The organism is Nocardioides sp. DN36 (assembly GCF_055380375.1).
In genome coordinates this window covers 3,482,988-3,502,769 of record NZ_AP043823.1, presented here as the reverse complement: position 1 = coordinate 3,502,769, position 19,782 = coordinate 3,482,988, and the positions used below count along the sequence as shown (strand labels likewise).

Genomic DNA, 19,782 nt, shown 5'->3' with positions numbered 1-19,782 from the left:
GTCACCGGCGACCGAGTGCGCCGCCCACGAGGGCGGCCAGCTCCTCGGGGGACTCGGCGTCGCGGACGGCGGAGCGGAAGCTGGACTTCACGCAGGCGCCGGCCAGCTGCGACAGCACCGCCAGGTAGCCCTGGGGGTCGTCGTCCGGTGCGGCGATGAGCAGCACGACCCCGACCGCCGGACCGTCGGCCTCGAGGGCGACGGGACGGGGGAGGCGGGCCACCGCGACGGACAGCTGGTGGACCGCGGGCGTGCGGGCGTGCGGGATGGCGAAGCCGCCCGGCAGCGCGGTCGAGGCGAGCGCCTCCCGCGCCATCACGGACTCGACGAAGGCGTCGGCGTCGCCCACCCGTCCGTCGGCGATCAGCAGCTCGGCCAGGGCGCTGACGACCGCGCGGGTGTCCTCGCCGACGGGGGTGCCCAGCGCGACGATGGCGGGGCTGGTGACGGGCGTGTCGGGGTTGCTCATACAGCGATTGTCTCCGTCGCCCCGGAGCGCCCGCCACCGAGGTCGGTCGGTGCCGCCTCGGAGGGGTGCTGCAGCAGGTGCCCGGCGGCCGCGCGGCGCAGGCGGCCACGCTGGCTCACCGCCAGGAGCACGGCGAGGCCGGTCACCGTCACCGTGACCGCGAACGCCGCCGTGTGGCCGTGGTGGTCGGCCAGCCGGCCGGCGACGCTGGAGCCCAGCGCGTAGCCGAGGCCGGTGGCACTGGCCAGCAGGGTCATGCCGGTGCCGACCCGGCCCGGCGGCACGATCCGCTCGCCGAGGGTGAAGACGCCGATCATGTACGGCGCCACCGCGAAGCCGAGCGCGAAGACGGTCACGGTGAGCGAGGCCAGCCCGTCGGCGACGAGCAGGGGCAGCGAGAGGAGGAACAGGGCGGACGCCGCGACGAGCACGCGGGTCTCCTGCCCGATCCGCTCCGGGACGAAGGCCGTGGCCAGACCGGCGGCCGCGCTCCCGACCCCGAGCATCGCGTGCACGAGCCCGGCCGCTCCGGGCTGCCCGGCGGCCGTCGCGAGCACGGTCGCACCGGTCTGGGTGGCGCCGAAGAGCGCGCCGATCGCGAGCTGGGCCACGGCCAGCACCGCGAACGCCAGGGTCAGCAATCGGCCGGTGGCGAGGGTGCGGGCGCTCTCGGCCGCGAGCTTGGCGGTCGGGTGCAGCGCGAAGGCCGAGCCGAAGACCGCCAGCAGCAAGGCCGCGAGGAGCAGCGCCCCGGACGGCGAGACCACCACGGCCCCGACGCCGACGAGCGCCGGACCGACCGCGAACGACGCCTCGTCGGCCGCGCCCTCGTAGGAGAAGGCGGCGTCGACGAGGCGGCGCTGGTGGGTCCCCGTGCCGGCGGTGATCGGGCGCCAGCGCACCCGGGCCAGGGGCCCGATCTGCGGCAGCGCCAGCCCGGCCAGGCCCGCGGCCGCGATCAGGGCCGCACTGGGGGCGCCGACCTGGACGAGCAGCACGAGCAGGGCCAGTGCGGCGCCGCCGGCCAGTGACTGGACGAGGACGACCGGGCGCTGCCCGATCCGGTCGGCGAGCGCCCCCGCGAGGGGTGCGCCGACGGCGCTGGTGACCGCGAGGGCGCCGGCCGCCAGGCCGCCGAGGGCGTACTGCCCGGTGGCGGTCGAGACCAGCAGCAGCGTGCCGAGCTGGCTCATGGCCAGCGGCAGCCGGCCGAGGAAGCTGATGAGGACGTACGCAGGGCCGGTGAGGTCGAGCAGGCGGCGGTAGGAGGAGAGCGGTGACACGGGGCGGGCCTTTCGGGTGCGTCAGTACGACGCGCCGAACCCACCTCCAAGACGCGTGAAACCCTCTACGCCGCCATTCTAGGACGGCTCGCCCGTGGGTCGTGAGTCCGCGGTGAGGTCCCCGGCCAGCCAGGCGTCCACGGGGCCGCGCAGCACGCTGATCCGGCCGGTGGGCTCGAGCACGGCGTACGTCACCTCGGCGAGCGTGGCCACGCCGGCCGCGCGCAGCGCCTGGCGCAGCTCGTCGTCGTGGACCCGGGCGCTGCGCAGGGCCGTGGGCAGCACCTGCCCGTCCCGGACGAGCACCACGGGGGAGCGGTGCAGCCGGTCGCGCCAGGGTGCGCGTCGCTGCAGGAGCGTCATCAGCCACTGCAGGAGGACCAGGGTCACCAGCGCCAGCAGGCCGGTGACGAGCGTCGGCTCGGCCAGCAGCGCGGTGCGGCCCACGACCGCGCCGAGCGCCATCACGCAGGCGAGGTCGGGCAGCGACAGGGTGGCCAGGGTCCGGTGGCCGGTCAGCCGCAGGAGCAGCAGGAAAGCGAGGTAGACCACGACGGTGGCGACCACGACCTGGAAGGCGGTCGACGGTGTCGTGGTCAGCTCGTCGAACACCGGCACCTCACAGGACGGTCAGCGCCAGGACGGTGGTGTCGTCGTCGCCCTGGGCGGGCATGTCGGCCAGCACCCGGTCGACCCACAGGTCGAGGTCCTGGCCGGCGGGCCCGTCACCGGCCGTGCGCGAGAGCAGGTCCAGGCTGTCGAACAGGTCGGTGCCGCGACGTTCCACCAGCCCGTCGGTGAACATCAGCAGGGTGGTGCCGGCGGGGACGTCGACCGACGTGACGACCGCGGTCCCCGCGCCGAGCCCGAGCACCGGACGGGCGACGGGGTGCAGCGGCGCGGCCGGGTCGGGAGGCAGGAGCAGCGGCGGCGGGTGGCCGGCGCTGGCGACCTCGAGGCGGCGCGCGGCGCGGTCGACGACCACGATCTGCGCCGAGGCGATCTGCTCGCCGAGCAGTGCCGACATGAACCGGTCCAGCTGGTCGAGGCTCTGGCCGGTGTCGTGGCCGGCGAACAGGTAGGCGCGCAGCGCGGCCCGGACCTGGGTCATCGCGGCCACGGCCGACACGCCGTGCCCGGCGACGTCGCCGATCACGAACGCCACCCGGTCGCCCTCCAGCTCCATGCAGTCCCACCAGTCGCCGCCGAGCTGGTAGGAGGCGGCGGAGGCGTAACGGACCGCGACCTCGAGACCCTCGAGCTGGGGCACGCCGTCGGCGAGCACGCTGCGCTGCAGGGACTCCGCGACCTCGATCTGGTCACGCGAGCGCTTCAGGAGCAGGCCGTTGATGCGGCTGCGCAGGTCGTGGGCGGCCTCCACGTCCTCCTCGAGCCAGGGCCGGCTGCGGCCACGCACGACCTCGCGCCACTTCTCGAAGGACTTACGGGGAGAGAGGCGCACCGAGGCGTCCTCCGCCGCCGCGACCTCCTTGTTGTGCGGGTCGCCGCCCCAGTCCACGGTCTGCTCGAGCTCGGGACGGAACCAGACGATCCAGCGGTCGGGCAGGGTCCCGATCGCGAGGGCGCCCGCGGGCAGGTGGTCGTACGCCGCCAGCCGGTGGTCCAGGTCGCCCAGCCGGTCGGTGTGCCCGACCGAACCGTCCTCGGGGCCGAGGATCGCGTGGGCGACCAGCGGGAGCGCCTCGACCGGGGGCACCGCACCGACCGTGCGCACGGTGCCGTCGTAGGACAGGGCGACACCGTCGGCCCCCATCACCTCGAGGAGCTCGGGGTCGTCGAGCAGGGCGTCCAGCGTGGACCCCGACGTGGCCGCCACCCGGCCGACGATGCGGCTCAGCATGGAGCGCGTGCGCAGCACCTCCTCCCGGGCGTCGGAGCGCTGCCGCTCGGCGACCTGCTGCGAGGCGACCTGGCCGAGGAACTCGGCCGCGGCGCGAGCGTCCTGGCTCGGCCGGTGGGGCCCGGAGTAGTGGTGGCAGGCGATCAGGCCCCACAGCTCTCCGTCGATGACCAGCGAGATCGACATCGAGGAGGTCACGCCCATGTTGTGGAGGTACTCGAGGTGGATGGGCGACACGCTGCGCAGCGTGGAGTGCGACAGGTCCAGCGGGGCCTCGGTCGCCGGGTCGAGGACGGGCACGAGTGGCACGGGGACGTAGTCGACGTCCGCGATGAGCCGGGTCCAGTTGACGGTGTAGAGCCGACGGGCCTGGGCCGGGATGTCGGTGGCGGGGTAGTGCAGTCCCAGGAACGGGTTCAGGTCGTCGCGGCGTTCCTCGGCGATCACCTCGCCGTTCCAGTCGCGGTCGAAGCGGTAGACCATGACCCGGTCGAACAGCGTCAGGGCGGCGACCTCGCGAGCCAGCTGGGCGGCCAGGCCCAGGACGGTCGTCTCCTCGGAGAGCCGGGCCATCGCGCCTCGGGCGGACTGATAGCTGAGCATCACCGAGCGCGGCCGGCCGAGCGTCTCGAGCTCGACGACCAGCCTGGTCGCGGACAGGTGCAGGCTGATGTCGACCTCGCGCCCGCCGAGCTCCCCGCGCACGGAGGCCGGCAGCCGGACGATCAGCGGCTCGCGGAAGGTCTGCTCGAGCGCGCGCGTGCGCACCTGCGCGGCGGCGTCCTCGCCGATGAAGGCCGCGAGGGGGCTCCCGACCGCGTCCGCCAGCGGTACGCCGGTCTGCTGCTCGCAGTTGGCGGAGGCGACCGCCACCTCGAGCGACGTGGGATCGACCGCGAGCAGCACGCCGTGGGGCTGGATCGCGCCCGGGATGTGGATCGGCTCGTCCTCACAGCTGGCCAGGTCGACGGGGCCGTAGGCCGGTGTGTGCTGCGAGCCCGGGGTCGAGACCATGGAACCTTCCGTGGAGGTGAGTGCCGGCTGGGGAAGCCGGGGTTCCGGCAACACTATCCCGCGCCGGCCGTCCGGGGCCGCGACCCACTTCACCCCTTCCGGTGGGCCGCCGACGCGGCGCGTTGCCTAGGGTGGGGCCCGTGCTTGACCGGACCTTCGAGGCAGAGCTCGTCGACCGGACCCTCGTGGTCCGGGGCGACGTGGACGACTACGGCATCATCACCCTGCGCAACCTGCTCGCGGAGCACGGGACGACGCCGGGGACCGCGCTGGTGGTGGACCTCAGCGCCGCCGACTACCTGCCGAGCGTCGCGGTCGGGGTGCTGACCCGGGCGCTCGGTGCGGCCCAGCGCGCCGGGGCCGAGGTCGAGCTGGTGGCCCGGCGGGGCAGCGTCGCCCAGCGCGTGCTGCACGTCTGTGCCCTGCCCTACCGTGAGTCCGCCGACGACGACCGGGACCCGCCGGACGCGGACGTGCCTGCCTGACCCACGTCGCGCGGCACCCGTCAGCGCCAGGCCAGCACCGCGGTGACCCGCGTGCCACCCTCGCTGTCGAACCACCAGGACGTCGACAGTGCCTGCACCATCGCCAGTCCTCGTCCGCGCGGGGCGTCGAGGTCGGGAGGCATCACGTGCGGCGTGGTCGGCCCGCCTCCGTCGAGGACGCTGAGCCGCAGCGTGGCGCCGTCGACCTGCCAGGAGACCTCGAGGCCCCGTTGCGTGTCGGGGCGGCCGTGGTCGAGCCCGTTGGCGACGAGCTCGCCGATCACGATCGCGGCGTCCATGGCTGCCTCGGAGGGCAGCGCCTGACGGCCCAGGAACTCCCTGAGCAGCGAGCGGGCCTGCCGGTTGCTGTCCCGGGAGAACGGCAGCTCGTGGACCTCGGCCGTGGACCCGTTCCCTGTGCTGACCGCCCCCGAGTCCGTCATGTGCCGACCGGGTCAGATCGTCTCGTGCTCGAGCTGGCAGATCGTGAGCACCCGCTGCGCCACGCTGCCCTCGGCCGCCAGCAGGCCGAGCCCGATCCCCGCCTGTGCGGCCTTGCGGCGGGCCGTCGCGAGGACTCCCACGGCGAGGCTGGGGAAGTAGTCGACACCGCTCAGGTCGATCCGCAGCCCGCGCGAGAACTCGCGGGAGTACTTCGAGATCTCCTCGCGGAGCACCACGCCCGCGGCCTCGTCGATCTCACCGGTCACGGTGAGCGTCGAGGAGCCCTCGTCGAAGCTGGAGGAGTACGACACGTCATCCACGTCACGAGGATAACCGGGATCGCCGTGGCATAGCGTGGGACCTCACCAACGGAAGGCAAGCCCGTGCTCCCAGCGGAGGATCGTTCGACCCCGCTCCCGGTCGCTCCCCTCTCGATCGCCCCGCTCTCGATCGCCATGCGCGAGGGCTCCCGGGCCGACCACGAGCGGGCCGAGGCCGCCGGCTTCGTGGGCGACCTGATGGCCGGGCGGATGGACACGACGCGGTACGTCGCCTACCTGCGCCGCCTGCGGGTCGTCTACACGGCCCTCGAGCAGGCGGTGTGGGAGCACCGCGACCACCCCGCGGTGGCAGCAGTCCACGACCTGTCCCTGGGCCGCAGCGATGCGCTGGAGCGGGACCTGGCGCACTGGTCGGGGGCCTCCGCGGAGCCGGTCTCCACGCGGGTCGCCTCGCCGGCGGCCGCGGCCTACCGGGAGCGGATCGAGCTCGCCGGAGCGCGCCCCCACCTGCTGGTGGCGCACCACTACACCCGCTACCTCGGGGACCTCTCGGGCGGACGCATGCTCGCCCAGGCGCTGCGCCGGAGCCATCCCGGGCTCGCGGACGGCGGGCTGGCCTTCTACGACTTCGCCGACGTCCCCAAGCCCGTGGCCTACAAGCGTGCCTACCGCGCCCGGCTCGACGCCCTCCCGGTCGACCCGGCCGGTCGCGTCGAGGTGGTCGAGGAGGTCCGACGCGCCTTCGACCTCAACCGGCGGCTCCTCGACGAGCTCAGCGCCCCCGACCAGGCGGCGGCCCTGTGCCCGTGACCCGGGTGCCGATGACCAGCGTGGCACCGAGGTCGTCGTCGTGGACCACCTCGGGGACCAGGCCGGCCGCCGTCATCAGCCCGGCCGTGACCGGGGCCTGAGCGACACCGCTCTCGACGAGCAGGCTCCCGCCCGGCGCCAGCCAGGCCGGCGCCCCGTCCACCACACGACGCTGCACGTCCAGGCCGTCGGGGCCGCCGTCGAGGGCGACGAGGTGCTCGTGGTCGCGGGCCTCGGGCGGCATCAGCGCGACCGCATCGGTGGGGACGTAGGGCGCGTTGCAGGCCAGCACGTCGACGCGCCCCCGCAGCCCGGGCGGGAGCGCGGCGTACAGGTCGCCCTCGAGGACCCGGGCAGGCGGGAGGTTGCGGCGCGCGCAGCCGACCGCGGCGGGGTCGACGTCCGCGGCGTACACCTCGACGCCGGGCACGGTGTCGAGCACGACCCGGCCGACCGCGCCGGTGCCGCAGCACAGGTCGACGACCACGGAGCCGGGGCGAGCCAGCGCGGCCGCACGCCGGGCCATCAGCTCGGTACGCCGCCGCGGCACGAAGACGCCCGGCTCGACGACGATGCGCAGCCCGCAGAACTCCGCCCAGCCGAGCACCACCTCCAGCGGACGTCCCGAGACGCGGTCGCGGACCATCCGCTCGAGCTCCTCGGGAGAGCCCGCCGCCGCCTCGAGGAGCGCGGCCTCGTCCTCGGCGAACACGCAGCCGGCGGCGCGCAGCCGGCCGACGGTGCTCGCGAGGGTCATGGCGGTCTCCGGGTTCGGGAGGGGGACGGCGATGATGGTGCCATGCAGTCCGCTCTCGACACCCCGCTCGGCCAGCTCACCGCGGTCGCGGCGGGGTACGCCGGCGTCGTCACGCTGGTCGCTCTCGTCATCACCCTGCGGCGCGTCCCACGGCCGACCTGGCTCGACCACATGGTCTGGGCCCTCGAGCTGGTCCTGGCGGTCCGCGCGGTCGCGGGCCTGGGCAGCATGCTGAACGGGCAGCGTCCCGAGGAGATGTCCGCCCACGTCGGCTACCTGGTCGCGTCGGTGTGCGTGCTCCCGATCGCGATGCAGTCGATCTCGGAGGACCGCGGGACCTGGTCCTCGGCCGTCGTGACGGTCGCGGCGCTGGCGGTGACGGTGGTCGCCGTACGCCTGCAGATGACCTGGGGGAACGGTGCCTGAGCCGACGCCCCGCAGCGGGCCGCACAAGGTCCTGCTCGCGTTCTACGCGCTCTTCACGCTCGCCGCGGGCGCCCGCGCCGCGGTCCAGCTCCTGACGCAGTACGACGAGGCGCCGGTGGCGTACTGGCTCTCCGCCGCGGCGGCGGTGACCTACGCGCTCGGCTGGTACGCCATCCGCCGGGCCTCCGTCGGGCACACCGGCTTCGCCAGCGTGATGCTCTGGGTGGAGCTCGGCGGCGTGCTCACCGTCGGCACGCTGAGCCTCGTCGAGCAGGACTGGTTCCCCGACGCCTCGGTGTGGTCCGACTACGGCGTCGGCTACGGTTTCTTCCCGGCCGTGCTGCCGATCGCCGGGCTGTTCTGGCTGCACCGGCAGAAGCAGCAGGAGCCCGAGTCGGCCCGCGCCGGCCGGTAGCGGGTCAGTCCGGGAGGACCAGCCAGGTGCGCCCGTCGATCAGCTCGCGCGCCGCGTCGAGGTGGCCGGCGTGCGTCGCGGTCTCGGTGATCACGTGCATGAGCACCTCGCGCAGCGTCTCCAGGCGGAAGCTGCCGAAGAAGTCCGGCCACCAGGCGGGAGCCGTGTCCAGGGAGGCGGACTCGACGATCGCGTCGGTCCGGGCGGCCTCGTCGCGGTAGCGCGCGAGGACGTCCTCGGCCGTCTGGTCGGCGTCGACCTGCCAGGCGCTCTGCGTGGACGCGGCGACCTCGTCGATCACGGCCTGCTCGCCCGCCACGACGCCGCGGAACCAGAACCGCTCGTCGTCCAGCGCCAGGTGGTGGACCAGGCCGAGGCACGACCAGCCGCTCGGGAGCACCGGCCGGCGCAGCGCTTCGTCGTCCAGCCCCTCGAGGATGCCCAGCACGTGCCGGCGCTGCGAGCGCAGGTGGGCCAGCAGCAGCTCGGTCTCGGGCGATGCCTGCGAGGCGCTCACGCCGCCTCGATCCCCTGCGCGACTTCCCAGCTGTGGCCGTCGGGGTCGGTGAAGGTGGCGACGCGCATCCCCCAGGGCCGGTCGACCGGCCCGACGAGGAGCGTGACGCCGCGCTCGCGCAGGTGGGCGCAGACCGCGTCGACGTCCTCGACCCAGATGCTCAGCTGGAAGCGCGACCCCGCGTCTCGCCCGGCCACCGGGGCCGGCTCGACGAGCTCCGCGGCCTCGGTGGCACGCAGCAGGTTGACGATGAGGTTGTCGAACTTCAGCGACGTCGACACCTCGTCCTCGAACACCACCGGGACGCCGAACACGTCCTGGTAGAACCGCTTGGCCCGCGGCACGTCCTCCACGAACAGGCTGATCGCGCTGATGGTGCCCAGCGTCGTCATGTCGGTGCTCACCCGAGCGTCCCCCTTGGTCACGTCCTCATGAACGTCCACACCGTAGACCGCCGCCCGTGCGCAGGGGTTCCGACTCGCCCCCTAGGGTCGAGGCGTGAGCTCCCCGACCAGCACCGCCCGCGCAGTCTCACCCGACTCCGGCCGGCACTGGACCGAGCCGGGCGCCTGGCGGGTGGCCGACAAGGTGCACCGGATCCCGTTGCCCCTGCCGTCGGACGGGCTGCGCGCGGTCAACGTCTATGTCATCGACACCGGCCACGGGCTGACGATGGTCGACGGCGGCTGGGCCATCGACGAGGGCCGCACGCTGCTGGAGAAGTCGCTGGGCGAGATCGGGTTCGCCTTCTCCGACATCACCCGCTTCCTGGTCACCCACGTGCACCGCGACCACTACACGCTGGCCGCGGTGCTCGGCCGCGAGGTCGGCGCGCACGTCAGCCTCGGGCTCGGCGACAAGCCCACCCTGGACCTGATGCACGCCGCCGACGAGTCGACGGACGACCCCACGCTGCTGGTGCTGCGCTCGGCCGGGGCGCACCGCATCGCCGAGGAGTGGCGGCGCTTCACCGACGGGCGGGTGCCCGACCTGAGCACGTGGGGCTACCCCGACGCCTGGCTCGAGGGCGACCACGCGATCGAGGTCGGCGACCGGACGCTCGACGCTGTCCACACACCGGGGCACACGCAGGGCCACTACGTCTTCGCCGAGCGCGCCGCCGGGCTGCTCTTCGCCGGCGACCACGTGCTGCCGACCATCACCCCGTCGATCGGCTTCGAGCCGGTCCCGGTCCGCCAGCCGCTGCGCGACTTCATGGGCTCGCTGGCCAAGGTCCGCGACCTCCCCGACCTGACGCTGCTGCCGGCGCACGGGCCGGTCGCGCCCTCCTCCCACGCGCGGGTCGACCAGCTGCTCGACCACCACGAGGAGCGGCTCGCCCGCTCCCTCGAGGTCCTCGGCGGCGGCCCGGCCACGGCGTACGACGTCGCCGGCGAGCTCCCGTGGACCCGCCACGAGCACCGGCTCGCCGACCTCGACTCCTTCAACGCGGCGCTCGCCAGCCTGGAGACCAAGGCCCACCTCGAGCTGCTGGTCGCCCGTGGTCAGGCCACCCGCGAGGACGCCGACGGCGTCGTGGTGTTCACCGCTGCCGGGTGACCCGGCGCATCGGCAGGTGTGGGATCCCGTCCTCGACGAACTCCGGCCCGTCGGTCTCGAACCCGAACGACGCGTACCAGCCCGCCAGCGGCGACTGGGCGTCCAGCACGACGTCGCGGCCCGGGCAGACCTGCAGCGCCGTGCTCATCAGGTGGTCGGCGAGGCCGCGACCGCGCGCGGCCGGGTCGAGGACCACCCGGCCGATGCGCCACACGTCCTCGTCGTCGAGCACCCGCGCGTAGCCGAGCAGGGTGTCGCCGTCCTCGAGCAGCACGTGGCGGGTGCCGGGCTCGGGGTCGCGCCCGTCGAGGTCGGGGTAGGGGCACTCCTGCTCGACGACGAAGACGGCCTGCCGCAGCCGCCAGACGTCGTACGCCGTGCGGGCGTCGAGCGCCTCGAAGGGGACCGCGACGACCCTCACGAGAGGAACTCCACCGTGCGGTGCCAGGCCCGACGGGCCTCGGGCAGCAGGGGCAGCAGCGGGTAGACGTGGATCAGGTCCGGCTCCTCGACGTAGGTGAGGTCCCACGTCGACGCGGCCGCCCGCGAGGCGAGCAGCCGGCAGCCCGGCGCGAGCAGGTCGCGGGTGCCGCAGAACATCAGCGCCGGCGGGAGCCCGTCGAGGTCGGCGAGAGCGGGGGAGACCTCGTGCCGGCCCAGGTCCTCGGGCGAGCCGGCCCACCACCCGGCGTACGCGTGCATCTTGCCGAGGAACAGCCAGGTGTCCCGGGTCGCGAACTCCTCGGTCTCCGGGGTGGAGGCCGTCAGGTCGACCCACGGCGAGTGGAGCAGCAGCCTCGAGGGCTGGGAGCCGCCCCGGTCCCGCAGCGTCTGCGCCACGGCCAGCGCGTAGCCACCGCCCGCCGAGTCGCCGGCCACCACGACCGGCTCGGGCTCCTGCAGCCAGCGCCCCGTCAGGTCGGCCACCGCCTCGTGGGAGTCCCGCCAGGAGTGCTCGGGGGCCAGCGGGTAGTCCGGCAGCACCACCCGGGCGCCGAGGGTGTGCGCCAGCCGGGCGGCGTACCGGACGTGGAAGGGGTCGATCGGCGCGACGAAGCCACCGCCGTGCACGTAGACGACGGTGAGCCGGGGCTCGAGGTGCCTCGGGGTGAGGACGTACGCCGGGAACTCGCCGGACGGGCCGGCCAGGGACTCGGTGACGACCGAGAAGCGGCGGTGGAAGCGGGGGACGAGCCGGGTCGGCAGCGTCCGGGTGAGCTCGTCGTGCCAGCGCTCGAGGCGGGCGCGCTCGGCGTCCTCGGTGTCGAGGTCGCGCGACCTGCGGACCCGGGGGACCGCCCAGGCGAGGAGCTCGTGGCGGCGGCTCGGGGACCGTCGGGCAGTCATGGGGGCGAGGTTGTCACACGCGCGGCCCGGCCGGTGTCTTCATGCCGACAGACGAACACGACTCACCCGAGGAGGGCACCGTGCCCAGCACGTTCCGCATCCCGAAGGCCACCATCTCCGGCGCCTACGGCAAGGTCATGACCGCCTACGCCCGTCGCACCTGGGGACAGGTCCCCGACAACGCCTACGTCTACTTCCACCACAAGCCGCTGCTGAAGGCGGTGTTCGCCTTCGAGGGGAAGGTGGCGAAGTGGCACGCCCTCGACGAGGACCTCAAGTCCTACGCGCAGCTGGCGAGCGCCGGGGTCATCGGCTGCAGCTGGTGCCTGGACTTCGGGTACTTCCTGGCCCACAACGACGGCCTCGACCTCGCCAAGGTGCGGGAGGTACCACGGTGGCGCGAGTCCGACGCCTTCACCCCGCTCGAGCGCGACGTCCTCGAGTACGCCGAGGCGATGAGCGTCACCCCGCCCACCGTCACCGACGAGATGGTCGCGAACCTGGTCGACCGGCTCGGCGCCGAGGCCGTCGTGGAGCTGACCCAGATGGTCGCGCTGGAGAACATGCGGTCCCGCTTCAACTCCGCCGCCGGCCTGCAGAGCCAGGGCTACTCCGACGTGTGCGAGATTCCGTTGGCCCGCCCGACGGGGGCGACGGCAGGATGAGCGGCGTGACCACTCGCGCGACCGAGGCCTTCGTCGCCCACCGCAACCTGCTGTTCACGGTCTCCTACGAGATGCTCGGCTCCGCCGCGGACGCCGAGGACGTGCTCCAGGAGACCTGGCTGCGCTGGGCCGAGGTCGACCACGCCTCGGTGCGCGACGAGCGCGCCTACCTGGTCCGGGTCGTCACGAGGCTGAGCCTGAACCGGTTGCGCACCCTCCAGCGCCGCCGCGAGGAGTACGTCGGGCCGTGGCTGCCCGAGCCGCTGCTCACCGCCCCGGACGTGGCCGAGGACGTGGAGCTGGCCGACAGCGTGTCCACGGCGATGCTGGTGGTGCTCGAGACCCTCGCACCGACCGAGCGGGCCGTGTTCGTGCTGCGCGAGGTCTTCGACCTGGGCTATGACGAGATCGCGGCGGCCGTGGACAAGTCGCCGGCCGCCGTGCGCCAGATCGCGCACCGGGCCCGCGCCCACATCGAGGAGCGGCGTCCGCGGGCCGACGTGTCGCCCAGCCTCCGCGACGAGGTGATCGGGCGGTTCCTGGTCGCGGCGAGCACCGGCGACATCACGAGCCTGATGGACGTGCTCGCCCCGGACGTCGTGCTCGTCACCGACGGGGGTGGCTTCAAGAAGGCCGCGCTGCGGCCGATCCTCGGGCGGGAGAAGGTCATCCGCTTCCTCGACGGCGTCACGCCGCAGGAGGGCGCGCAGGCCGACGTGGTCGTCGTCAACGGAGCCCCGGCGCTGCGGATCCTCCTCGACGGGGAGCTGGACTCGATCGGCTCGCTGCTGGTCGAGGACGGCCTCGTGACCGGCATCTACTGGGTCCGCAACCCCGCCAAGCTGGCCCGGCTCGACGAGGTGGTCAGCCTGACGCGGTGACGTCGTAGAGTGAGCGGCACAAGACAGGGGAGCACGCGCCCCGACGGGACCGGCGTGCTGAGAGTGCGGACGAGCCGCAGACCCTCCGAACCTGCTCCGGTTAGCACCGGCGAAGGGAGTCCACATGAAGTCCGCGCGTGCGCTCGCAGCGCTCTGCTCGACGACGGTCCTGGCCCTGGCGGCCTCGGCCTGCTCCGTCGTCGGCGAGAGCTCCGGCGGCGACGGGGTCGCGTCGAGCGACCGGGTCGTCCTGGTCACCCACGACTCGTTCGTGCTGCCGAAGGAGCTGAAGAAGAAGTTCGAGCAGGAGTCCGGCTACGACCTCGTGGTCCGCGCCTCCGGTGACGCCGGCCAGCTCACCAACAAGCTGGTGCTCACCAAGGACGACCCGATCGGGGACGTGGCCTTCGGGGTGGACAACACGTTCGCCTCCCGGGCGCTGGACGCAGGTGTCTTCGCGCCGTACTCCTTCGACGAGCCGGCCGGCGTCTCCGACTACGCCCTGCCCGGTGACGAGGACCACCGGCTGACCCCGGTCGACAACGGCAACGTCTGCGTCAACGTCGACGACACCTGGTTCGCCGCGCACGACCAGGCGCCTCCGAGGACGCTGGACGACCTGACCGACCCGGCCTACAAGGACCTGTTCGTCCTCCCGGGCGCCGCCACCAGCTCCACCGGGATGGCGTTCCTGCTCGCCACCGTCGCGGCGTACGGCGAGGACGGCTGGCAGGACTACTGGTCGAGGCTGATGGACAACGGCGCCGAGCTGACCGCCGGCTGGTCGGACGCCTATGAGGTCGACTTCACCCAGGGCGGCTCGGGCGACCGGCCGATCGTGCTGTCGTACGACTCCTCGCCGGCCTTCACCGTGCCGAAGGGCGCGAAGACCTCCACCACCAGCGCGCTGCTGGACACCTGCTTCGAGCAGGTGGAGTACGTCGGCGTGCTGGCCGGCGCCGCGAACGTCGACGGCGCGCGGGCGTTCGTGCGCTTCATGGACAGCCCCGAGGTGCAGGCGGCGCTGCCGGAGAGCATGTACGTCTTCCCGGACGCCGACGGGGTGGAGCTGCCGGCCGAGTGGGCGAAGTACGCCGTCCAGCCGACCGACCCGTACGCCGTGGATCCCGCCGACGTCGCCGCGCACCGCGACGAGTGGCTGCGGGACTGGAGCGACATCACGTCGCGATGAGGTCCCCGAGGTGACCACCCTGCGTCGCACCCTGACCCTGGCCGCGCTGGCCCTGGTGCCGGTGCTGGTGCTCGGCGTGTTCTTCGTGCTCCCCGTGAGCGGGATGCTCCGGCTGGGGTTCTGGTCCGACGGCTCGTTCGACCCCGCCGCCGTGCTGGAGGTGCTCGGCCGACCGCGGGTGCACCGGGTCGTGTGGTTCACGGTGTGGTCCGCCTCGGTCGCGACCCTGGTCGCGGTCCTGCTGGGGCTGCCCGCGGCGCACGCCCTGCACCGGTTGCGCTTCCCCGGTCGGGACCTGGTCCGTGCGGCGCTCCTGGTGCCCTTCGTGCTGCCGACCGTCGTCGTCGGTGTGGCGTTCCGCCAGCTGCTCGGCGAGGCGGGGCCGCTGGGGTTCCTCCGTCTCGACGGCACCGCGGTGGCGATCGTCGCCGGCCTGGTGTTCTTCAACGTCGCGGTCGTGATCCGGGCGGTCGGCTCCGCCTGGGAGTCCCTCGACCCGCGGCCCGCGGAGGCCGCGGCGGCGCTGGGGGCCAGCCCCGCCCAGGTGTTCCGGACCGTCACGCTGCCGGCGCTGCGGCCCGCGATCGTCTCCGCCGGCAGCGTGGTGTTCCTCTTCTGCGCGACCGCGTTCGGGGTGGTGCTGACGCTCGGCGGACTGCGCTACTCCTCGGTGGAGACCGAGATCTACCTGCTCACGACGAACCTGCTCGACCTCCAGGCCGCCGCTGCGCTCTCGATCCTGCAGCTGGTGGCCGTCGTGGTCCTGCTGGTGCTCGCCGGACGGCTGCGCGCCGTGCCCGACGACGGCGTGTCCCGCGTGCGCGCCCGTCCCCGTCGTCCCGGCCGCGGCGACCTCGCCGCGATCGGCTCGACCGTGGTGCTGCTGGTGCTGGTGGCCGCCCCGATCGCGACGCTGGTGGCCGGCTCCCTCCAGGTCGACGGCCGCTGGACCCTCGCGAACTACCGGGCGCTGACCACCACCGGCACCCACCAGGCCCTGCTGGTCCCGGTCACCGACGCGCTGGTGACCTCGTTGCGCACCGCCGTGGACGCCACCTGGATGGCGCTGTCCATGGGCCTGCTCGTCGCGTTCACCGTCACCCGCCGTTCGCGGTCCCGGACGGAGCGGCGGGTCCGCAGCGGCCTCGACGGGCTCTTCATGCTGCCGCTGGGCGTGTCTGCGGTGACCCTCGGCTTCGGCTTCCTGGTCACGCTGGACCACCCGCCGCTGGACCTGAGGGACTCGCCGTTGCTGGTGCCCATCGCCCAGGCGCTGGTCGCGCTCCCGCTCGTCGTACGCACCATCGTCCCGGTGCTGGCCGGCATCAACGACCGGCAGCGGCAGGCCGCCGCCTCGCTGGGGGCGGGGCCGCTGCGTGCGGTGCTGACCGTCGACCTGCCGGTCGTGTGGAAGCCGCTGCTGGCCGCCAGCGGCTTCGCGTTCGCCGCCTCTCTGGGGGAGTTCGGCGCGACCTCGTTCCTGGCCCGCGAGGAGCACCCGACGGTGCCGGTCGTGATCTTCCGGCTGATCGGCCACCCCGGGCCGATGAACTACGGGATGGCGCTGGCCGCGTCGGTGGTGCTCGCCGCGGCCACCACCCTCGTGATGCTGGCCGTCGAACGGCTCCGGGTGCCGTCCGTGGGAACCTTCTAGCCGCCATGCTCCAGATCGAGGACCTGACCGTGTCGTACGACGGGGTCCCCGCCGTCGTCGACGTCTCGCTGGACCTGCGCGACGGCGACGTGCTCGCCGTGCTCGGCCCGTCCGGCTGCGGCAAGTCGACGCTGCTGCGCGCGGTCGCCGGTCTCGAGGCGCCGACCGCGGGTACCGTGCGCTGGGACGGCCGCGACCTCGACGGCGTCGCCACCCACCGGCGCGGTTTCGCGCTGATGTTCCAGGACGGTCAGCTCTTCAACCACCTCACGGTGGCGCGCAACGTGGGGTACGCCCTGCGGATCCGGCGGACGCCCCGGGCCCGCGTCGCCCGTCGGGTCGAGGAGCTGCTCGCGCTGGTGGGCCTCGAGGGGTACGCCGACCGCCTGCCCTCGACCCTGTCCGGTGGCGAGCGGCAGCGGGTGGCGCTCGCGCGCTCGCTCGCGGTCGAGCCCCGGCTGATCCTGCTGGACGAGCCCCTCTCCGCCCTCGACGCCGGACTGCGCGAGCGGCTCGCCGGTGACCTGCGCGAGATCCTGCGGACGGCCGGCACGACCGCGCTGATGGTCACCCACGACCACGAGGAGGCCTTCACGGTCGCGGACCGGCTGGCCGTGATGCGCGAGGGCCGCCTGGTGCAGTCCGGCGCGATCGGCGAGGTGTGGCGCGCCCCGGCCGACCCCGACACCGCGCTGTTCCTCGGCTACGCGCGGGTGCTCCGCGACGACGCCGCCCGGCTGCTGCTCGAGGCGGCGGGCCTGCCCGGCGCGCCGGCGGTCGCCGTACGCCGCTCGGCCCTGCTGGCCTCGACCACCGGCCCCCTCGCGGGTCGCGTGGTCTCCGGCCGGGCCACCCCGGAGCAGGTGCGGCTGGTGGTGGACGTTCCGGGCCTCGGCGAGATCGACGCCGTCGCGCCGCTGGACCTCCGTCCGGGGCCGGGTGACCTGGTTCACCTGGCCGTGGAGGCGGCCAAGCTCGCGGTCATACCCGGAGTCTGACCCGAGGGCCAGATCCCTACACTGGCGTCCGTGTATCGCCGCGCCTACGCCCTCCTGATCGGGATCGCTGCGCTCATGGGCGCCCTCGCGGTCCTCGCGGCGCTGCTGCTGGACAAGAGGCTGGCCGACCCCGACGGGTTCCTCGGACCGTCCTGGGCGCGGCTCCCGCTGCTGGTCGGGGGCGCCTTCGCGGTCGACCTGGTGCCGCGGACGCTGTGGCAGTCGCGGATGCGGCCGAAGGCGATGCCGGAGATCTTCCGCACCCGGGTCCGCACGCACTGGACCCGCGAGCGCGTCACCCTGGTCGTGATGGGCGTCGTGTGCTTCTACATCACCTACGTCAGCTACCGGAACCTCAAGTCGTTCCTGCCGTTCGTGATGGGCGACACGAAGTACGACCGCGAGCTGCACCTCGTCGACCGGGCGCTGCTGTTCGGCCACGACCCCGCGATCGCGCTGCACGACCTGCTCGGCACCGGTGTCTCGGCGCACGTCCTGTCCTACATCTACCTGTGGTTCCTGCCGCTGGTGCCGCTGGCGCTCACCGCCTGGCTGGTCTGGTCGCGCAACATCACCTTCGGGTACTGGTTCGCGACCTCCCAGTGCATCGCCTGGTCGCTCGGCACGCTGTCCTACTACGCGCTGCCGACCCTCGGCCCCGGCTTCCAGTACCCCTGGCTCTACGACAGCCTCCCCGACACCCCGGCCTCGTCGTTGATGGAGTCGTTGTTCTACGGACGAGCGGGCGTCATCCACACGGGGATCGAGGGCGCCGTCCAGTCGGTGGCCGGCTTCGCGAGCCTGCACTGCGCGATCACCCTGCTGGTCGCGATGATGGTGCAGTTCACCCTCCGCTCGAAGTTCCTCAAGTGGCTCTTCTGGGTGAACTTCGGGTTCACGCTGCTCGCCACCATCTACTTCGGCTGGCACTACATCTCCGACGACGTGGCCGGCATCATGATCGCGCTGATCTCGTTCTACGTCGGTGGCGTCGCCAGCGGCCAGAAGTTCGACCGGCACGGCCTCGCCTCGCACCCCACGGCCACCACCTCCGCCGTACCCGTCGAGCAGGACTGAGCGCCACCCTCTCCCACTCGGCTTCCGCCGGATAGTCCGGCACGTTTCGTCCTGCCCGGACCGTCGGTCGGGGTACGAAACGTGCCGGACTATCCGACTGGGAACGAATTACAAGGTTGTAGTTCGTCAAGGCGACACGCCGGGGGCTGGAGATAAATCTGGGGAAAATGTTTCTTTTGTGACGAATGAGCACTAGCGTGCTCCGAGTGCCTGGGGTGAAGAGGAAGTCACCCCAGGCCCAGCAACCGGAGTCATGAGAGGCCCAGACGTGCGTGCACTGAGGATCGCCACCGCGATCGCCCTGACCTTCGTGGTCGGCGGGACCGTCACCGGTGTCGCCGTCGCGGCCGACGACTCGACCCCGTCGCGCCAGGACGTCCGCCAGGCCCAGGAGGCGGTGCAGGACAAGGCCGCCGACGTGGAGTCCGTCCGCGCCCAGCTGGTCCTGGCCAACCAGCGGCTGCAGTCCTCGGCGGAGGCGGCCGCGAAGGCGGCCGAGGCCTACAACGGAGCGCGCTGGCAGCTGCAGCAGGCCCGGGCCCAGGCGCGCAGCGCCCTGGAGCGCTCCCGGATCGCGGCGGCCGACGTGGAGCGCCAGCGTGGGGTGTACGGCGACGCCGTCGTCAGCTCCTACGAGATGTCGCCGGGCCTGACCGCCCTCTCCGCGATCGCCGACTCGGACGGCATCGAGACCGTCGTCGACCGGGCCACCACGCTGCAGAACGCCGAGGCCGCCCTCGACGACCACTACGACGAGTTCCGCGCCGCGGCCACCCTCGCGGACGTGGCCACCCAGCAGGCCGAGGACGCCCGCGCCACCGCGGCCGCGGCCGAGGAGAAGGCCCGCACCGCCCGCGACGCGGCCCAGGCCGCGGCAGACGACACCGCCGCCCAGGCCCAGTCGATCGCCGACGAGAAGACCCGGCTGATCGCCCAGCTCGCCGACCTCCAGCACACCAGCTTCCGGCTGGCCGAGAAGCGCCAGGCCGCGCTCGAGGCCGCAGCCGCCGCCGCGGCGGCCGAGGCCGCGCAGCACCAGCAGGAGCTCCAGGAGCAGCAGGCCCAGCAGCAGGCTCAGCAGCACGACCAGCAGAACCCCTCCGGCGGTGGCTCCGGGAACGGCGGCTCGACCCCGGACCCCGGGCCCAGCACGCCCCCCGCACCCCCCGCACCTCCCGCGCCTCCCGCGCCGCCGGCCCCCGCCTCGGGCGCCCAGGCCGCCATCGCCTTCGCCCGCGCCCAGCTCGGCGAGCCCTACCAGTGGGGTGCCGCCGGACCGGACGCGTGGGACTGCTCGGGCCTGACCATGGGCGCCTGGCGCGCCGGCGGGCTCTCGCTGCCGCACTACTCGGTGGCGCAGTACGACGCGTCGACCCCCGTCTCCTCCTCGAACCTGCAGCCGGGTGACCTCGTGTTCTGGGGCTCCTCCAGCGACCCGTCGTCGATCTTCCACGTCGCGATGTACATCGGCGGCGGCCAGATCATCCACGCACCCCGGACGGGCGAGCCCGTGCAGGTCGCGTCGATGTACTACTGGACGCCCCCGAACTTCTTCGCCCGCCCCTAGGGGCACGTCGAGGGCCACGGTCCGCCGCGGCCGCGCCGCGCCTCCAGACCACCTGTGTGGACGACGTACTCGTGGGTAC

Annotated in this window: 23 protein-coding genes and 1 riboswitch; of the genes, 12 read left to right on the top strand and 11 right to left on the bottom strand. The window is 73.5% G+C overall.

Going from position 1 to position 19,782, the window contains the following annotated elements:
- Position 1: 1 nt before the first annotated feature.
- From ACZ43H_RS17690 to ACZ43H_RS17675, 4 genes are all read right to left on the bottom strand, one after another.
- A complete protein-coding gene (locus tag ACZ43H_RS17690; RefSeq protein ID WP_464585071.1) occupies positions 2–469 on the bottom strand; it encodes a PTS sugar transporter subunit IIA in 468 nt (155 codons plus the stop codon).
- Positions 466–1,752: an MFS transporter gene (locus tag ACZ43H_RS17685; RefSeq protein WP_464585070.1), complete on the bottom strand. Its 1,287-nt coding sequence runs from the start codon at positions 1,750–1,752 to the stop codon at positions 466–468. The genes ACZ43H_RS17690 and ACZ43H_RS17685 overlap by 4 nt, the downstream gene beginning before the upstream one ends.
- 78 nt (positions 1,753–1,830) lie before the next feature.
- Entirely contained in the window at positions 1,831–2,364 is a 534-nt protein-coding gene (locus ACZ43H_RS17680; protein ID WP_464585068.1) for a DUF421 domain-containing protein, read from the bottom strand.
- Between the two features lie 7 nt (positions 2,365–2,371).
- On the bottom strand, positions 2,372–4,627 hold the full coding sequence (locus tag ACZ43H_RS17675; protein ID WP_464585066.1) for a SpoIIE family protein phosphatase: 2,256 nt from the start codon (positions 4,625–4,627) through the stop codon (positions 2,372–2,374).
- A 140-nt stretch (positions 4,628–4,767) separates the two neighbouring features.
- On the opposite strand from ACZ43H_RS17675, the gene ACZ43H_RS17670 reads away from it, so the two are divergent.
- Positions 4,768–5,112 carry an STAS domain-containing protein gene (locus ACZ43H_RS17670; protein WP_464585065.1) on the top strand — a complete coding sequence of 115 codons (345 nt, stop codon included), beginning with the start codon at positions 4,768–4,770 and terminating at the stop codon, positions 5,110–5,112.
- 20 nt (positions 5,113–5,132) lie between these two features.
- Here ACZ43H_RS17670 and ACZ43H_RS17665 read toward each other — a convergent pair whose 3' ends face one another.
- Together ACZ43H_RS17665 and ACZ43H_RS17660 are read right to left on the bottom strand one after the other, a co-directional pair.
- Positions 5,133–5,555, bottom strand: a complete 423-nt coding sequence (locus ACZ43H_RS17665) for an ATP-binding protein (protein WP_464585064.1) — start codon at positions 5,553–5,555, stop codon at positions 5,133–5,135.
- A gap of 12 nt (positions 5,556–5,567) precedes the next feature.
- Entirely contained in the window at positions 5,568–5,876 is a 309-nt protein-coding gene (locus ACZ43H_RS17660) for an STAS domain-containing protein (protein ID WP_464585062.1), read from the bottom strand.
- A gap of 63 nt (positions 5,877–5,939) precedes the next feature.
- Here ACZ43H_RS17660 and ACZ43H_RS17655 point away from each other — a divergent pair, with 63 nt between their 5' ends.
- Positions 5,940–6,647: a biliverdin-producing heme oxygenase gene (locus ACZ43H_RS17655; protein ID WP_464585060.1), complete on the top strand. Its 708-nt coding sequence runs from the start codon at positions 5,940–5,942 to the stop codon at positions 6,645–6,647.
- Here ACZ43H_RS17655 and ACZ43H_RS17650 read toward each other — a convergent pair.
- The gene (locus ACZ43H_RS17650) at positions 6,610–7,404 is read right to left on the bottom strand and encodes a putative protein N(5)-glutamine methyltransferase (RefSeq protein WP_464585058.1); all 795 of its coding nucleotides are present in this window, start codon (positions 7,402–7,404) and stop codon (positions 6,610–6,612) included. The two genes, ACZ43H_RS17655 and ACZ43H_RS17650, sit on opposite strands and share 38 nt — an antisense overlap.
- Positions 7,405–7,446: 42 nt before the next feature.
- Between ACZ43H_RS17650 and ACZ43H_RS17645 the strand changes: the two genes are divergently transcribed.
- Together ACZ43H_RS17645 and ACZ43H_RS17640 are read left to right on the top strand one after the other, a co-directional pair.
- The gene (locus ACZ43H_RS17645) at positions 7,447–7,830 is read left to right on the top strand and encodes a hypothetical protein (RefSeq protein ID WP_464585056.1); all 384 of its coding nucleotides are present in this window, start codon (positions 7,447–7,449) and stop codon (positions 7,828–7,830) included.
- Positions 7,823–8,245: a hypothetical protein gene (locus ACZ43H_RS17640; protein ID WP_464585054.1), complete on the top strand. Its 423-nt coding sequence runs from the start codon at positions 7,823–7,825 to the stop codon at positions 8,243–8,245. Before ACZ43H_RS17645 ends, ACZ43H_RS17640 begins: the two co-directional genes overlap by 8 nt.
- A gap of 4 nt (positions 8,246–8,249) precedes the next feature.
- On the opposite strand, the gene ACZ43H_RS17635 is transcribed toward ACZ43H_RS17640, so the two are convergent.
- Positions 8,250–8,762, bottom strand: coding sequence for a DinB family protein (locus tag ACZ43H_RS17635; RefSeq protein WP_464585052.1), 513 nt, complete (start codon positions 8,760–8,762; stop codon positions 8,250–8,252).
- Positions 8,759–9,166, bottom strand: coding sequence for a VOC family protein (locus tag ACZ43H_RS17630; RefSeq protein WP_464585050.1), 408 nt, complete (start codon positions 9,164–9,166; stop codon positions 8,759–8,761). Before ACZ43H_RS17630 ends, ACZ43H_RS17635 begins: the two co-directional genes overlap by 4 nt.
- Before the next feature lie 94 nt (positions 9,167–9,260).
- Here ACZ43H_RS17630 and ACZ43H_RS17625 point away from each other — a divergent pair, with 94 nt between their 5' ends.
- Complete coding sequence (locus ACZ43H_RS17625) at positions 9,261–10,322, top strand: MBL fold metallo-hydrolase (RefSeq protein WP_464585048.1); 1,062 nt, start codon at positions 9,261–9,263, stop codon at positions 10,320–10,322.
- Here ACZ43H_RS17625 and ACZ43H_RS17620 read toward each other — a convergent pair.
- Both ACZ43H_RS17620 and ACZ43H_RS17615 read right to left on the bottom strand, forming a co-directional pair.
- Positions 10,306–10,743: a GNAT family N-acetyltransferase gene (locus ACZ43H_RS17620; protein ID WP_464585046.1), complete on the bottom strand. Its 438-nt coding sequence runs from the start codon at positions 10,741–10,743 to the stop codon at positions 10,306–10,308. The genes ACZ43H_RS17625 and ACZ43H_RS17620 overlap by 17 nt on opposite strands.
- A complete protein-coding gene (locus ACZ43H_RS17615; RefSeq protein WP_464585044.1) occupies positions 10,740–11,669 on the bottom strand; it encodes an alpha/beta hydrolase in 930 nt (309 codons plus the stop codon). Before ACZ43H_RS17615 ends, ACZ43H_RS17620 begins: the two co-directional genes overlap by 4 nt.
- Positions 11,670–11,749: 80 nt before the next feature.
- Here ACZ43H_RS17615 and ACZ43H_RS17610 point away from each other — a divergent pair, with 80 nt between their 5' ends.
- The 7 genes from ACZ43H_RS17610 to ACZ43H_RS17580 all read left to right on the top strand — a co-directional run bounded on the left by ACZ43H_RS17610 (position 11,750) and on the right by ACZ43H_RS17580 (position 19,703).
- Positions 11,750–12,334: a carboxymuconolactone decarboxylase family protein gene (locus tag ACZ43H_RS17610; protein WP_464585042.1), complete on the top strand. Its 585-nt coding sequence runs from the start codon at positions 11,750–11,752 to the stop codon at positions 12,332–12,334.
- Positions 12,331–13,215, top strand: a complete 885-nt coding sequence (locus ACZ43H_RS17605; protein WP_464585040.1) for an RNA polymerase sigma-70 factor — start codon at positions 12,331–12,333, stop codon at positions 13,213–13,215. Before ACZ43H_RS17610 ends, ACZ43H_RS17605 begins: the two co-directional genes overlap by 4 nt.
- A gap of 15 nt (positions 13,216–13,230) precedes the next feature.
- Positions 13,231–13,350, top strand: a riboswitch (TPP riboswitch).
- A complete protein-coding gene (locus ACZ43H_RS17600; RefSeq protein WP_464585038.1) occupies positions 13,340–14,407 on the top strand; it encodes a thiamine ABC transporter substrate-binding protein in 1,068 nt (355 codons plus the stop codon). (Overlaps the previous riboswitch by 11 nt.)
- A 10-nt stretch (positions 14,408–14,417) precedes the next feature.
- Entirely contained in the window at positions 14,418–16,061 is a 1,644-nt protein-coding gene (locus ACZ43H_RS17595) for an ABC transporter permease (RefSeq protein WP_464585037.1), read from the top strand.
- Between the two features lie 5 nt (positions 16,062–16,066).
- Entirely contained in the window at positions 16,067–17,059 is a 993-nt protein-coding gene (locus ACZ43H_RS17590) for an ABC transporter ATP-binding protein (RefSeq protein WP_464585035.1), read from the top strand.
- Positions 17,060–17,089: 30 nt separating this feature from the next.
- On the top strand, positions 17,090–18,136 hold the full coding sequence (locus ACZ43H_RS17585) for a phosphatase PAP2 family protein (RefSeq protein ID WP_464585033.1): 1,047 nt from the start codon (positions 17,090–17,092) through the stop codon (positions 18,134–18,136).
- A gap of 268 nt (positions 18,137–18,404) precedes the next feature.
- Positions 18,405–19,703 carry a C40 family peptidase gene (locus ACZ43H_RS17580; RefSeq protein WP_464585031.1) on the top strand — a complete coding sequence of 433 codons (1,299 nt, stop codon included), beginning with the start codon at positions 18,405–18,407 and terminating at the stop codon, positions 19,701–19,703.
- Positions 19,704–19,782: the final 79 nt, after the last annotated feature.